This window comes from Brevundimonas sp., assembly GCF_035561115.1.
GTDB lineage: Bacteria > Pseudomonadota > Alphaproteobacteria > Caulobacterales > Caulobacteraceae > Brevundimonas.
In genome coordinates this window covers 1-14,477 of record NZ_DATMYH010000117.1, presented here as the reverse complement: position 1 = coordinate 14,477, position 14,477 = coordinate 1, and the positions used below count along the sequence as shown (strand labels likewise).

Annotated in this window: 16 protein-coding genes; 11 read left to right on the top strand and 5 right to left on the bottom strand. The window is 69.7% G+C overall.

Annotation, left to right across the window (positions count from 1 at the left end):
• The 3 genes from VN378_RS15870 to VN378_RS15860 form a co-directional block, all read left to right on the top strand.
• The coding region (locus VN378_RS15870; protein ID WP_325744529.1) for a nucleoside hydrolase at positions 1-685 on the top strand (685 nt) is incomplete at its 5' end.
• A complete protein-coding gene (locus tag VN378_RS15865) occupies positions 682-1,530 on the top strand; it encodes a ribokinase (RefSeq protein ID WP_325744528.1) in 849 nt (282 codons plus the stop codon). The genes VN378_RS15870 and VN378_RS15865, both read left to right, overlap by 4 nt.
• Positions 1,531-1,597: 67 nt before the next feature.
• Entirely contained in the window at positions 1,598-4,444 is a 2,847-nt protein-coding gene (locus tag VN378_RS15860; protein ID WP_325744527.1) for a pitrilysin family protein, read from the top strand.
• Positions 4,445-4,451: 7 nt separating this feature from the next.
• Here the strand turns inward: VN378_RS15860 and VN378_RS15855 are convergent, their stop codons facing one another.
• Positions 4,452-5,123, bottom strand: coding sequence for a bifunctional 4-hydroxy-2-oxoglutarate aldolase/2-dehydro-3-deoxy-phosphogluconate aldolase (locus VN378_RS15855; protein ID WP_325744526.1), 672 nt, complete (start codon positions 5,121-5,123; stop codon positions 4,452-4,454).
• 302 nt (positions 5,124-5,425) lie between these two features.
• Positions 5,426-6,259 (bottom strand): alpha/beta hydrolase, encoded by an 834-nt coding sequence (locus VN378_RS15850; RefSeq protein ID WP_325744525.1) that lies wholly within the window; start codon positions 6,257-6,259, stop codon positions 5,426-5,428.
• Positions 6,260-6,306: 47 nt separating this feature from the next.
• On the opposite strand from VN378_RS15850, the gene VN378_RS15845 reads away from it, so the two are divergent.
• The 8 genes from VN378_RS15845 (at position 6,307) to VN378_RS15810 (ending at position 12,867) form a co-directional block, all read left to right on the top strand.
• On the top strand, positions 6,307-6,561 hold the full coding sequence (locus VN378_RS15845) for an Lrp/AsnC family transcriptional regulator (protein ID WP_325744524.1): 255 nt from the start codon (positions 6,307-6,309) through the stop codon (positions 6,559-6,561).
• Positions 6,562-6,649: 88 nt separating this feature from the next.
• Positions 6,650-7,849, top strand: a complete 1,200-nt coding sequence (locus VN378_RS15840) for an acyl-CoA dehydrogenase family protein (RefSeq protein WP_325744523.1) — start codon at positions 6,650-6,652, stop codon at positions 7,847-7,849.
• A 2-nt stretch (positions 7,850-7,851) separates the two neighbouring features.
• Positions 7,852-8,172 (top strand): hypothetical protein, encoded by a 321-nt coding sequence (locus VN378_RS15835; RefSeq protein WP_325744522.1) that lies wholly within the window; start codon positions 7,852-7,854, stop codon positions 8,170-8,172.
• A gap of 7 nt (positions 8,173-8,179) precedes the next feature.
• Complete coding sequence (locus tag VN378_RS15830; RefSeq protein WP_325744521.1) at positions 8,180-9,298, top strand: acyl-CoA dehydrogenase; 1,119 nt, start codon at positions 8,180-8,182, stop codon at positions 9,296-9,298.
• Positions 9,299-9,347: 49 nt separating this feature from the next.
• Positions 9,348-10,643: a homogentisate 1,2-dioxygenase gene (gene hmgA, locus VN378_RS15825; RefSeq protein WP_325744520.1), complete on the top strand. Its 1,296-nt coding sequence runs from the start codon at positions 9,348-9,350 to the stop codon at positions 10,641-10,643.
• Entirely contained in the window at positions 10,640-11,026 is a 387-nt protein-coding gene (locus VN378_RS15820) for a hypothetical protein (RefSeq protein WP_325744519.1), read from the top strand. Before hmgA ends, VN378_RS15820 begins: the two co-directional genes overlap by 4 nt.
• A 38-nt stretch (positions 11,027-11,064) precedes the next feature.
• Complete coding sequence (locus VN378_RS15815) at positions 11,065-11,868, top strand: DUF1295 domain-containing protein (RefSeq protein ID WP_325744518.1); 804 nt, start codon at positions 11,065-11,067, stop codon at positions 11,866-11,868.
• Between the two features lie 69 nt (positions 11,869-11,937).
• Positions 11,938-12,867: an AraC family transcriptional regulator gene (locus VN378_RS15810; protein WP_325744517.1), complete on the top strand. Its 930-nt coding sequence runs from the start codon at positions 11,938-11,940 to the stop codon at positions 12,865-12,867.
• A gap of 47 nt (positions 12,868-12,914) precedes the next feature.
• On the opposite strand, the gene VN378_RS15805 is transcribed toward VN378_RS15810, so the two are convergent.
• The 3 genes from VN378_RS15805 to VN378_RS15795 all read right to left on the bottom strand — a co-directional run.
• Entirely contained in the window at positions 12,915-13,175 is a 261-nt protein-coding gene (locus VN378_RS15805; RefSeq protein WP_325744516.1) for a hypothetical protein, read from the bottom strand.
• 84 nt (positions 13,176-13,259) lie between these two features.
• Positions 13,260-14,237 (bottom strand): glucokinase, encoded by a 978-nt coding sequence (glk, locus tag VN378_RS15800; protein WP_325744515.1) that lies wholly within the window; start codon positions 14,235-14,237, stop codon positions 13,260-13,262.
• A 58-nt stretch (positions 14,238-14,295) separates the two neighbouring features.
• A partial coding sequence (locus VN378_RS15795) for a hypothetical protein (RefSeq protein ID WP_325744514.1) occupies positions 14,296-14,477 on the bottom strand: 182 nt, incomplete at its 5' end.

Below are 14,477 nucleotides of genomic sequence, written 5' to 3'. Positions count from 1 at the left end.
CCACGGGGCCGAGGGGCTGGGCGACATGCCGCCGTTCGAGCCGGACGCGCCCTGCGCGCCGGGCCATGCGGCGGACGCCATCATCGATCTGGTCATGGGCCGGCCGGAGAAATCCGTAGCCATCGCCGTGCTGGGGCCGCTGACCAATCTGGCGCTGGCGCTGCGCCGGGAGCCGCGGCTGGCGGCGCGGCTGGGGCCGGTCGCGGTCATGGGCGGAGCGCGGTCGGAGGGCGGCAACATCACCGCCTCGGCCGAGTTCAACATCTGGGCCGATCCGGAGGCGGCGGCGGAGGTGCTGGCGACCGGCTGCGACGCCGTGCTGTTCGGGCTGGATGCAACCCACCAGGTGCGGGCGACGGAGGCGCGGATCGCGGCGCTGGAGACGGCAGGCACGGCGATGGCGGATGCGGCGGCGTCGATGCTGCGGTTCTCGCAGCGCGTCGAGCGGCGGATCGTCGGCTGGGACGCACCGCCGGTGCATGACCCCTGTCCGGTCGCCTGGCTGCTTCGGCCGGACCTGTTCGAGCTGAAGCGGTGTCGTATCCAGGTCGAGACGCAGAGCGAACTGACGCGCGGCCATACGGCGGTGGAGTTCCGCGTGGATCCCGCGACGGCGCCGCACCGCTGGGCGGCTTCGGCCGACGCCGACGGGGTGTTCGCCCTGATAGCGGAGGCGGTGCGGTGAGGATCACGGTCGTCGGCTCGATCAACCTGGACTTCGTCGCCAGCGCCCCGAAGCTGCCGCGCGCGGGCGAGACGGTGACGGGAGCGACCCTGGCGCGGCACCCGGGCGGCAAGGGGGCCAACCAGGCGCTGGCCGCACAACGGCTGGGTGCGGAGGTGAGCCTGATCGGCCGGGTCGGGCGCGACGGCATGGCCGAGGAGGCGATGGCTCTTCTGCTGGCCGACGACGTGGATACGGCGGGGGTGCTGACCGACGCCGAGGCGCCGACGGGGGTGGCCTTGATCGCGGTCGATCCCAGGGGCGAGAACCAGATCGTGGTGGCGCCGGGCGCCAACCACCGCGCCCTTCCCGAGCAATTGCCGCAGCGGATCGAAGGCCCGCTGATCCTCCAGCTGGAGCTGCCGCTCGAGACGGTGGAGGCCGCGGCGGGGCGGGCGACGGACTTCGTCTGCGTCAACCTGGCCCCCGCGGCGCCCGTCTCGGACCAGCTGCTGCGCCGGGCGGACCTGCTGGTGGTCAACGAGACCGAGGCCGCCTTCTACGGCGACCTTCTGCACCATGGCGGAGGACGGGTCGTGGTGACCATGGGCGCCAGGGGCGCGGTCATGCTTCAGCGCGGGGTGGAGATCGCACGGGCGGCGCCGCCCCGGGTCCGGGCCGTGGACGCGACCGGGGCGGGCGACGCCTTTGTGGGAGCGATCTGCGTGGCCCTGCTGGAAGGGATGCCGGCCGGCGAGGCGTTGCGGTTCGCCTGTGCGGCGGGGGCGCTGGCGGCGACGCGGCCGGGCGCCCAGCCGTCGCTGCCGACGCGGACCGAGGTGGAGTCGATCATTACGGCGACGTAACTATGGTCCCCGGTCGCCGCTGATAGGGTCCGACATCCGTTCAGACGCCGTTCCGGGATCCGCCGACATGACTCGCGCCGCCGCCCTTCTGGGAGCCTCGCTCCTTGCGCTTTCCACCTTCGCCGCCGGACCGGCGCCGGCCCAGACGGCCCCCGCGCCGATCAGCGTGCCGCCGCTGGAATACACACACCGGGAACTGGCCAACGGGCTGGACGTCTACGCCATGCCGGACGCGACGGCGGGCACGGTGACGGTGACGCTGTGGTACGATGTCGGCGGCAAGGACGATCCGCAGGGCCGCAGCGGTTTCGCCCATCTGTTCGAACACATCCTGAGCCGCAAGACGGTCAACCTGCCGTACGGCCAGATCTCGACCCTGGTCGAGAACGCCGGCGGTTCGCGCAACGCCTCGACCGGACAGGACTTCACCAACTATTACGAGACGGTGCCGCCGCAGTATCTGGAGACGATGCTGTGGACCCACGCCGAGCGGATGGCGCGGCCGGTGGTCGACGACTCCGTGTTCCAGGCCGAGCGTTCGATCGTCAAGGAGGAGCTGCGCCAGCGGGTGCTGGCGCCCCCCTACGGCCGGTTCCAGCGGTTCGTCATCGGCGACAACAGCTTTGACGAAAGCATCTATCGCCGCAGCGTGATCGGCTCGATCGAGGAACTGGACTCGGCCGTCATCGACGACGCCCGCGCCTTCCACGAGGCCTACTACCGTCCGGCCACGGCGACGATGATCGTATCGGGCAATTTCGATCCGGCGCAGCTGGACCGCTGGGTCGACCAGTATTTCGCCGACATTCCGAACCCGGTGCGGCCCGTGCCGGTGCTGGAGCGGCCGGTGGAGACGCCCCGCACGGCGCCCCGGATGGTCGAGGCCTGGGCGCCGAACGTGCCTCTGCCGGCCGTGGGCGTTCTCTACCCCGGCATCGCGGCGAACCATCCGGACAACGCGGCGCTGGACGTGCTGCAGGGGATCATGTCGCGCGGCGAGAGCTCGCGCCTGTACCAGTCGCTGGTCTATGGCCGGCAGCTGGCCTCGAACGTCGGCTTCGGCCCCAACAGCATGGAGGAGGACGGCTCGATCGCGGTCACCGCCACGGTGGCGCGAGGCAAGTCGATGACCGAACTCGAGGCGGCGCTGGACGCCGAGCTGGCGCGGGTGCGTGACGAGCCGGTCACCGCCGCCGAGCTGGCCGAGGCAAAAACCGAGATCGTGGCCGGCGAGCTGCGCCAGCGCGAAACGGCCTCGGGCCGGGCCTTCATCCTGGGCCAGGCCATCGTCTCCGAGAACGATCCGCGCGCCCCCGACGCACGTCTGGCGGCGATCCAGGCGGTGACGGCGGCGGACGTGCAGCGGGTCGCCCGGACGTATCTGAACGACCAGTCGCGCGTCTCGCTGCGCTATCAGGACGAAAGCGCCCGGCCGGCGGGCGCGGCCGAGGACAGCTGGCGCAATCCGGCGCCGGTCCCGACCTTCCTGACCGTGCCGCCGGCTGTCCTGCCGGCCCATGAACTGCTGCCCGAGGGGCAGCGGATGGCGCCGCCGGCGCCGGGCCCGGTGCGGGCCATGGCCACGCCGCAGATCGCCGAGAGGACGCTGCCGAACGGCCTTCGGGTCATCGTGGCGCGCTCGACCAATCTGCCGATCATGAACGCCCAGCTGGTGATGGGGGGCGGGGCGGCGGGGGATTCCGCCGACCGCGCGGGACTGGCCTCGATGACGGCCAGTCTGGCGACCCAGGGGGCCGGCGACCGCTCGGCCCCGGAGATCGCCCGCACGCTGGAGGCCCTGGGCGCCAACATCGGCGGCGGGGCCGGCGCCGACGCGACCACCCTGTTCCTCTCGGCCCCTGTGGCCTCGGCCGATCAGGCCGGTGCGGTGTTCGCCGACGTGGTGATGCGGCCGACCTTCGCCGAGGAGGAGGTGGCGCGCAGCCGGACCCAGGCCGTCAACCGGCTGAGGGTCAATCTGCGCGAACCGGGGGCGCTGGCCGCGCAGGTGTTGAACCGGCTGGCGTATGGCGGGGCCGCCTATGGCGCCGCTGCATCGGGCACGCCGGAGTCCGTGGAGGCCCTGACGCGCGACCAGATCGCCGGTTTCCATGACCGCTGGTGGCGGCCCGACAACGCCGCCCTGATCATCACGGGCGGGATGGAGCCGGAGCAGGCCTTCGCCTTCGCCGAGCGAACCCTCGGCGGCTGGGAGCGGCCGTCGGGCGCGGTTCCGACGGTCTCGAACCGGGCGGGCGACCGGCCGGCGCCCCGCATCGTGGTGGTCGATCTGCCGGGCGCCGGTCAGGCGGCGGTGGCGGCGGCGGTGCGCGGGCCGCGCCGGTCGGACGAGGCCTTCTATCCGCTGGCGGTGGTCAACAGCGTCATCGGCGGCGGCCAGAACGGGCGTCTGTTCCAGGAGGTCCGGGCCAAACGCGGCCTGTCCTACGGCGCGAACTCCTCGCTGGGCGCGCGGGTGGACGGCGGCCTGCTGGCGGCCACGACCCAGACCAAGAACGAAAGCGCCGCCGAGGTCGTCGGCCTGGTGCTGGCCGAGTTCGACCGGCTGAAGACCGAGGCGGTGACGGATCAGGCCGTGACCGACCGCGAGGCCTTCATCACCGGCGGCTTCTCGCGCGCGGTCGAGACCACCGGCGGTCTGGGCGGGGTGCTGGCGGACGCCGTCACCTATGGCCTGCCGCTGACCGAGGTCGAGACCTACGCCGGCAAGATCAGCGCCACGACGCCCGAGGGCGTGATGGCGGCGGCGCAAGGCGTCGGCTCGGATCAGGCCTATGTCGTGGTGGTGGGCCAGTCGGCCATGTTCATCGACGCGTTGCGGGCGGCCCATCCGGACGTGGTGGTGATCCCGGCCGCGGACCTGGATCTGAACAGTCCGACGCCGGGGCTGTAGAGACGGGTCAGCGTCCCCGGAAGCTCGCGATCGCGTCCACCGTCCTGCGCACATTGGCCTCGATGCCGGCCCAGTCTCCGGCCTTGACGGCCGCGTCGGTGACCAGTTTCGAGCCCATGCCGGCGGCGACGATGCCGCTGCCGAACCACTTTGCGATGCTGGCCTCGTCCGGGTCGACGCCGCCCGTGGGCATGATCTTGGTCCAGGGCATCGGGCCCAGAACCGCCTTGACGAAGTCGGCGCCGCCGACGCTGGCGCCGGGGAACAGTTTGACGATCTCGCAGCCCAGTTCGTGGGCCTGGCCGATCTCGGTGACCGAGCCGCAGCCCGGAAAATACGCCGTCATGCGCCGGTTGCAGACGCGGGCGACCTCGGGGACCAGACAGGGGCTGACCACGAACCGCGCGCCGCGGTTGAGGTAGAGGCTGGCCGTGCCCGCATCGACCACCGAGCCAATGCCCAGGATGATGTCCGGGTCGGTCTTCTGCAGTTCGCGGGCGATGTCGCCGAACAGGTCGCAGGCGAAGTCGCCGCGGTTGGTGAACTCGATGGCCTTCGTCCCCCCGCGGGCGCAGGCGCGGATCACGTTCAGGCTCACCTGGGGATCCGGATGGTAGAAGACCGGGGCGACGCCCTGGGATTCAAGAGCGGTCAGGACGGCGAGACGGTCGTGGCGCATGGTCTGATTCCTCCGCCGGCTGCCGGCAGCCCGCCATGCTTATCCCACCCGCCGCGTCCCGGGAAAGCGGCGGCGCGGCGTGCAGGGAACTTTGTGTTTCGAAGCCGCCGCGGATCAGGCCGTCTGTCGTTTCGCGCCGCAAAGGTCGCAAAACTCACGTCCGGATACGCGGCGGTCCGGACGCCAGCGATGGCGGCGACAGCGAAGCTGGCGAATCAATCTGCGGAAGGCGCGAAACATGGATACGGGGGGACACGCGACCGTTGGGAACCAGCCCGCTGTAGAGGCACGCTAACGGACAATCAACAGGCGTTGCCGCCAGACTCGCGGCTCAAGGCGACGAGGCGATGCGTCGTCCCGCTATCCGCGTCGAACAACGGGTCGAGTACGGTGAAATGGTTGAGGCCCGGCAGGGCCTCGTAGCGGGTCTCGACGCCGCTTGCGCCCCAGTGGTCGGCCATCATGCGCGACTGGCGCAGGAACTCGGAGCTCTCGTCGCCGCCGACGATACAGTCCAGGATCGTGCCGCCCGGCGTCGAGCCGTTCGGCGTCGGCCAGAAGACCGGCGACAGGGCGGCGGCTTCGCGTTCGTCCAGGTCGAGGGCGGCGTTGAGCGAGGTCGACACCAGCGGGCGCAGATCGAAGAGTCCGCTGATGGCGACGGCGGCGGAGGCGCGGCCTTCGGACAGCATGCAGGCCGACATGTGGCCGCCGGCGGAATGGCCGAAGACGACGGGCCGGGCGCCGGTGCGGGCGCGGACGGTCTCCACCGCCCCGCGCACCTGGCCCAGGATGCGCCCCAGGCGGACGGTGGGAGCGAGGTCGTAGGAGGGGACGGCGAGGCTCACGCCGTGGGCGAGGAAGGCGGGGGCGATGCCGCTGAACCAGCTCCTGTCCAGAGCCTGCCAGTAGCCGCCGTGCAGGAAGACCACGACAGGCGCGTCGCGGCCGGCGTCGAACAGGTCCATGACCTCGCGCTCGCCCTTGCCATAGGCGATCTCGACGGGCGGGCGGGCGGCGCGGGCGGCCTGGGCGGTTTCGCGCCACATGGCCATGACCGCCGGATGGTCGGGCACGCGGGCGCGATTGTTGTATTCGGCCTCGGCGTCGATCGCCGCTTCGCTCTTACCCGTCACGCAACCATCCGCTAGATGAACCTCCACGCACCGGAGGGACCGCCGCCATGATGACCGCCATCTTCGTCTTCATCAAATGCGAGCTGGGCCACGCCAACGACGTGGCCGCCGACATGGTGGACAATGTCGAACACGTCTCGGAGGTCTATTCGACCTCGGGCCAGTACGACCTGTTGGCCAAGTTCCAGCTGCCGAAGGAGATGGACATCGGCACCTTCGTGACGAAGTCGGTGCAGACGCGGCCGAACATCCGCGACACCTTTACGGTCATTACGTTCTCGCCGTTCCTGCCGAGCCGCTGACCCGTCCGCCGGAGGGCGGCTTGCCTGACGCTACGTCACTGGTGAATCGCTGCTAGACCTCCCACGCAGAAACGCGGAGACACGCGGCATGGCCGATCCCGAAACCTTCCGCGCGGAGACCCGCGCCTGGCTGGAAGCCAATTGCCCGGCCGAATGCCGCGGGCCGGTCGAGAGCGACGAGGCCCGGGTCTGGGGCGGGCGCAACGCGGTCTTCCCGACCCCCGCGCACAAGCTGTGGCTGGAGCGGATGGGCGCGCGGGGCTGGACGGCGCCGGAATGGCCCGTCGAATACGGCGGCGGGGGACTGAGCCGGGAACAGGCCAAGGTGCTGGCCTCCGAAATGCGCCGCATAAACGCCCAGCCGCCGCTGGCCAGCTTCGGCGTCTGGATGCTGGGGCCGGCGCTGCTGGCCTTCGGCACCGAGGAACAGAAGCAGCGCTTCCTGCCCGGGATCGTGCGCGGCGAGATCCGCTGGTGCCAGGGCTATTCCGAACCTGGCGCAGGCTCCGACCTGGCGGCGATCCAGACGCGGGCCGAGGACCCAATTCCTGGAGGCGGGGGCGACCACTGGATCGTCAACGGCCAGAAGGTCTGGACGTCGTATGCGGACAAGGCCGACTGGATCTTCTGCCTGGTCCGGACCGACCCGGAGGCGCCCAAACATCTGGGCATTTCCTTCGTGTTGTTCGACATGGCGACGAAGGGCGTGTCGACCCGGCCGATTACCCTGATTTCCGGCAAGAGCCCGTTCTGCGAGACCTTCTTCGACGACGTGCGGGTGGAGAAGGAGAACCTCGTCGGAACGCTGAACCGCGGCTGGGACGTGGCCAAGCATCTGCTGGCGCACGAGCGGACCATGATCGGCGCCATGGGCGAGGTCGGGGGCGGTCGTCCGCTGGGCCAGGTGGCGACCGGCTCGATCGGGCTCGACGACGACGGGCGGCTGGACGAGCCTATGCTCCGTGCACGGATCGCGGAACTGGAAGTCGACGCCGCCGCCTTCCGTCTGGCCATGGAGCGGACCGGGGATCAGGTGAAGGCCGGGCAGGCCCATCCGGCCATCGCCTCGATGCTGAAATACTATGGGTCCGAACTGAACAAGCGGCGGCATGAGCTGCTGATGGCCGCGGGCGGATCGGACGCGCTGGAGTGGGAAAGCGACCGTTCGCGCCACGGGGCGGCGGCGCGCGACTGGCTGCGGACCAAGGCCAATTCGATCGAGGGCGGGACCAGCGAGATCCAGCTGAACATTATCGCCAAACACCTGCTGCAGCTGCCGGGGGCGTGACCATGACGGCGCCTCGATTCTTGAATGGATTGGCCCTTGCGATTTCCGCATTGGTGATCCCGGGCAGTCTGCTGACATCGCTGCTCGTCGCCGCCACGGGATTCTATTTCGGACATTACCTGTTCTCTTCAAGCGTGGCGGTCTGGGTCTGGGCGCTGATCATCATTCTGCCGGCGGTGAACGTACTGACCCTGAGAGGGCTGCGGCGCCGGGCGCCCGCGCCTCTTCCGCTGGCGTCTTTCGGAAGCCTCGTGCTTCTCGTCCAGTGGGGCCTGTTCGAGATCCTCCGCCCCATGCTCAACTCCCCTCCGACCGGCCTCTGAGGAAGCGATGCCCCTGATCCTGACCGAAGAGCAGACCATGCTGAAGGAAGCCGCCAACGGCTTCCTCAACGAGCAGGCCCCGATCGCCCACCTGCGCAAACTCCGCGACAGCCGGGATGCCGACGGCGTGTCGCGCGACCTCTGGCGGGCGTTCGGAGAGATGGGGTTCGCGGGCGTGATCATCCCGGAGGAACACGGCGGCTCGGGTCTGGGCGCGGTCGAGGCCGGGGTCATCGCCGAGGCGCTGGGGCGGACGCTGACGCCGTCGCCCTTCCTCGGGTCGGGCGTGCTGTCGGCGACGGTGCTGAAGGGCGGGTCGGCGGAACAGCAGGCGGCGTGGCTGCCGCGGATCGCGGCGGGCGAGGCCATCGTGTCGCTGGCGGTGGACGAGGGCCCCAAGCATGCGCCGGCGAGGATCGCGACGACGGCGGAACGGTCCGGCAACGGCTTCCGGCTGAACGGCGCCAAGGGGTTCGTGCTGGACGGTCACGTGGCGGACGCCCTGATCGTGGCGGCGCGGACGGAGGCGGGCCTGACGCTGTTCCTCGTCGATCCGGAGACGGCGGGGGTCGAGATTGAACGGACGGTGATGGTCGATGCCCACAACGCCGCGCGGGTGACGTTGACCGATGTCGAGGTCGATGCGGACGCCGTCATAGGCGCGGTGGACGGCGGCGAGACGCTGCTGGAGGGCGCGTTGAACCTCGGCCGGGCTTGCGCGGCGGCCTCGCTGAACGGGGCGGGCGATCAGGCCTTCCAGACGACGCTGGCGTATCTGCGGACGCGCAAGCAGTTCGGCAAACTGATCGGTGAGTTCCAGGCGCTGCAGCACCGGGCGGCGCATCTGTTCAGCGAGATCGAGATCGCGCGGGCGGCGACGGCGGGGGCGCTGAACGCGCTGGACGCCGGGCGCGAGGACGCGGGCCTGGTCGTGTCGGTGGCCAAGGCCAAGGCCGGACGCGTCGCCGAACTGGCGGTGCAGGAGGCGGTGCAGATGCATGGCGGCGTCGGCATGACCGACGAGTTCGACGTCGGCCTGTTCATGAAGCGGGTGCGGGTGCTGAACGAACTGCTGGGCGACACGGGCTTCCATCAGGAACGGATGGCGAGGAGCCAGGGGTTCTAGCCGTCGGGCGGCGGGCGCCCTAAACCTCTCCCACGGGAGAACACGCACCATGACGCGAACCAACGCGCCCCAGTATCTGAGCGGATTCGGCAATCATTTCGCGACCGAGGCCGCGCCCGGCGCCCTGCCCGAGGGGCGGAACTCGCCGCAGCGGACGCCGATGGGGCTGTATGCGGAACAGCTGTCGGGGACGGCGTTTACGGCGCCGCGGTCCGAGAACCGCCGATCGTGGCTGTACCGGCTGCGGCCCAGCGCCCAGCATCCGGCCTATCAGCCCTTCGCCCAGGGCCGGGTGCGGTCGGGGCCGTTCCACGAAGCGCCGCCCTCGCCGAACCGGATGCGCTGGGACCCGCTGCCGATCCCGGACGCGCCGACCGACTGGGTCGAGGGACTGGTCACCTATGGCGGAACCGGCGACGCCGAGGCGCTGTCGGGCGTCGGCATCCATCTGTACGCCGCCAACACCTCCATGGTGGATCGCGTCTTCTACTGCGCCGACGGGGAGTTGCTGTTTGTCCCGCAGTCGGGAGATCAGGTGTTTGTCACGGAGATGGGACGAATCGACGCCCGGCCCGGCGAGATCGTCGTCATTCCGCGGGGGGTGCGGTTCCGCGTCGAATGCAGCGGGCCGATCCGGGGTTATGTCTGCGAGAACTACGGCGCGGCCTTCCGCCTGCCGGACCTGGGGCCGATCGGTTCGAACGGCCTGGCCAATCCGCGGGACTTCCTGACGCCGGTGGCGGCGTTCGAGGACATCGACCGGCCGACCCAGTGCGTGCAGAAATTCGGCGGCCGGCTGTACGCCACCACCTTCGACCACAGTCCGCTGGACGTCGTGGCCTGGCACGGCAACAACGCGCCCTGCAAATACGACACGGCCAGGTTCAACACGATCGGAACGGTCAGCTACGACCATCCGGATCCGTCGATCTTCACGGTCCTGACCTCGCCCAGCGACACGCCCGGGACGGCCAACTGCGATTTCGTCATCTTCCCGCCGCGCTGGATGGTGGCCGAGGACACGTTCCGGCCGCCGTGGTTCCACCGGAACGTCATGAGCGAATTCATGGGACTGGTGACCGGCGAATATGACGCCAAGGAGGGCGGCTTCGCGCCCGGCGGCGCGTCCCTGCACAATTGCATGAGCGGGCATGGGCCGGATCAGGCCAGCTACGACAAGGCGGTCGCCGCCGACCTCAAGCCGGTGAAGATCAGCGACACCCTGGCCTTCATGTTCGAGACCCGGATGCCGATCCGGACCACGGAATGGGCGCAAACCACCCCGACGATGCAGCTCGACTATGACGACGTCTGGACCGGGTTCCAGAAGGGACATGTGGAATGAAGCGCCTTGTGACAATCGCGGCCCTGTTGCTGGCCGCCGCCTGCCAACCCGTGCCGGAAAAGGGCGACTACGGCTTCGGCAATGAGCCGGCGCCTGTGGCGGTCCCGGAAAGCCAGGCGGCGGCGGACTGCATCGCCCGCAACGGGACGATGCAGCCGGTCGGACGGATGCAGACGATGCAGTGCGTGATCCGCTACGCCGACGCCGGCAAGCGCTGCACCGACAGCGACCAGTGCGCCGGCGAATGCCGCACGGCCGATGTCACGGCGCGTCCGGCGGAAGGCGCGGCGGTGGCCGGGGTCTGTCAGGCCGACAGCAACCGCTTCGGCTGTTTCACCCGCGTCGAGGACGGCAAGGCCGAAGCCACCCTGTGCGTCGACTGACCCTGCGTCCGTAGCCAGAGCAGGGCCGTTCCTGAACCATGAGTCTGACCGAGATCGCCGTCCTGCTGGGCCTGAACCTGGCCCTGATCGTCGCGGTGATGCTGGGGCTGTGGCTGGTCGCGTTGCGGCTGAAGGACGTCAGCTTCGTGGACGGCGTCTGGCCGCTGGGCATGCTGATGCTGGCGCTGGCGACCTTTCCGCGCACGGACGGTGATCCGACGCGAAAATGGCTGCTGGTCTGGCTGGTGGGCGTCTGGGCGATCCGGCTGGGCTGGCATTTGCTGAGCCGCTGGCGGCGCAACGGCGCTGATGGCCGCTATGTCGAACTGATCGGAAACCAGGAGAAGGCGAAGGGCTGGGCGTTCGGCAAGACAGCGCTGCTGTTCGTCTTCCTGCCGCAGGGCGCGCTGGCCTGGCTGACAGCCCTGCCCGTGCAGCTGGGTCAGGTCGCCTTCACGCCGACCGTGGGCTGGATCGGCTGGACGGGGGCGGTGCTGGCGGTGATCGGCATCGGGTTCGAAAGCATCGGCGACGCCCAGCTGGCGGCGTTCAAGAGGGACCCCGCCAACAAGGGCGAGGTGCTGGACACAGGCCTGTGGCGCTGGACCCGGCATCCGAACTATTTCGGCGACGCCTGCGTCTGGTGGGGGCTGTACCTGATCGCCGCGGAGACGGGGCCGGGAATGTGGGCGGTCCTCGGGCCGGCGTTCCTGACCTTCACCCTGACGCGCTGGTCGGGGATCGGGATCACGGAGAAGGCGACCGCCAGGACCAAACCCGGCTACGAGGACTATGTGCGGCGCACCAGCGCCTTCATCCCGTGGCCGCCGAAGAGGGACTGAACCGCAAGATCGGTCGAGCGCGCGGGAGCCCCACCAGTCATATCGGGACCGCCACAACGGATGAGGACGATGACGGCGGCGCTCGACCATTACCATGCCCGGATGCAGAGGGTGCTGGATCATATCGACCGGCATCTGGACGGCGATCTGGATCTGGACGCGGTGAGCAGCGTCGCGGCGTTTTCCAAATTCCATTTCCACCGGCAGTTCAAGGCGACCTTCGGGGTGTCCCTGCATCGCTATGTCCAGCTGGCCCGCATGCGGCGGGCCTCGAAACGGCTGGCCGACGGGCAGGGGCAGAGCGTGACCGACATCGCCCTGGACGCCGGCTACGAGACGCCCGACGCCTTCGCCCGCGCCTTTCGCCAAAGGTTCCGGCAGTCGCCGTCGAGTTTCCGGAAATCGCCCGACTGGGTTCCGTGGCTTCAGGCCTTCAGGCCTCTCGACATAGCCAGGAGCAAGATCATGCAGACGACCTTCACCGCCGATCAGGTGTCCATCCGCGAGGTGGCCCCGACCCGCGTGGCCATCTTCGAACACCGAGGCGATCCAGAAACCCTGGACGCTACGATCCAGCGGTTCATAGCCTGGCGCAAAGCCGCCGGGCTTTCGCCGAAAACCAACCCGACCTTCAACATCTGGCATTCCGAGCGGCGTCCCGCCGATCCCGCCGACTACAGCATGGATCTTTGCGTAGGGGTCGGCCCCGATCAGCGGATCGACGCCAGTGACGGGACCGTCAGGGCCGGCGAGATTCCCGGCGGACGCGCCGCGGTGCTGCGCGTGAGCGGCGACACCCATAACCTGGAGCCCGCGGCCCTCTACCTGTATCGCGACTGGCTGCCGGCCAGCGGCGAGGAGATGCGCGACTTTCCCATCTACTGCCAGCGCTTCTTCCTTGACGAACCAGGGCAAGGAACGGCGGCGGAGCTGTTCTTACCGTTGAAACCGGGGGTCGCTCCAACGGAAAACCCCCGCCGCTCGCGCGACGGGGGCTGACTCTTCCGAAGGCCGCCGGGGGTCATGAAGGCCCCGGCGTCCGGGCCTTACTGGCCCGGGTTCGCCGTCGACGGCGAGGTGTTCGGGGTGTTGGCGGTCGTCGCGCCGCCGTCGGCGTTGCCGGCTTGCTGCTCGATCTGGTCGGCCTTTTCGTTGAGGGCCGTTTCGGCGGCTTCGGTCGGAGCGGCGGCGGCTTGCTCTTCCAGGGCGTCGGCCTGGACTTCGGCGGTCTTGTCGGCCTGGCTCTCGCAGGCGGCGACGCCGGCGAGGGCGAAGATGGCGGCCGAGGCGATGATCAGTTTACGCATGAGGATATCCTTCCAGAGTGGAAACCGGATAACTCTGCCGCGCCGCTTGGGTTCACGGGTCCGTGAGAAAAAAGTGTTGGACCGTCAGTTTTCTCCGGCGAAGGCCACGCGGGCGGCCCCCAGCAGGGCGGCATGCTTGTGCAGGATCACATGGGTCGGAATGGCGGCCATATAGTCCTGGAACCGGCCCTTGCGCTCGAACCGCTCGCGGAAGGGGCTGGCCTTGAGGAAGGGCAGGATGCGCGGGGCGATGCCGCCGGCGATGTAGACCCCGCCGCGCGCCCCGGTGGTCAGGGCGATGTCGCCCGCCACGGCGCCCAGGATGGCGCAGAAGCGGGCCAGGGTGGCGCCGCAATGGCTTTTGGGGTTTTCGAGCGCCTCGGTGGTGATCTGGGCCGGGTCGTCGATATGGCTTTCGCGGCCGTCGATCTCGGCCAGGGCGCGGTGCATGTTCAGCAGGCCGGGACCGCAGATCAGCCGCTCGATCGAGACCCGGTCGTAGCGGCGGCGCAGGATGCGCAGGATCTCGTCCTCGACGGGGTCGCCGGGGGCGAAACAGGCGTGGCCGCCCTCGGACGGCATGGCGATCTCATTGCCATGGATGTCGCGGGCCAGGGCCGAGACGCCGAATCCGGTGCCGGGGCCGAGCACGGCGATGGCGGTGTGCGGCTCGCCCTCGGCGGGGCCGCCCAGCGAGGCCAGCATGTCCTCCGGCACCACGGGCGCGCCCCAGGCCAGCGCCTCGAAGTCGTTGATCAGGCGCACAGGTTTCAGGCCCAGCGTCTGCAGCTCGGCTTCGGAGACACGCCATGGGGAGTTGGTCAGGTCGATCTCGCCGTCGGTGACCGGCCCCGCCACGGCGATGACGCCGCCGGTGGGTTTGATCTCGCAGCCGTCGATGAAGGCCTTCACCCCGCTGAGGAAGGTGGGATAGGTCTCGGCGGGGAAGCTCTCATGGTGTTCGAGCACCGGCTTCCCCTCGACCATATGGGCCAGGGCGAAGCGGGCGTTGGTGCCGCCGACGTCGCCGACGAGCAGGGTCTTGTCCCAGGCGATGGTCATCGGAACATCCTTTTTTCCCTGTCTTTCGCCGCGCGGCGGCTCTCTGCTTGAGGGAGGGTCATGCGTCGACCGCGCGGTCGACGACGTTGTTGTCGGGCGGCGTGTCGACCTGGGCCGGGGCGCCGACGGGCGGGGCGAAACAGACCGAAGCGCCTTCCTCGGCGGTCGAAACGACATGCCGGAAGGCGGCGAACAGCTCCCGGCCATAGCCCCAGCCCGAGCCCTCGGCATGCACCTTCG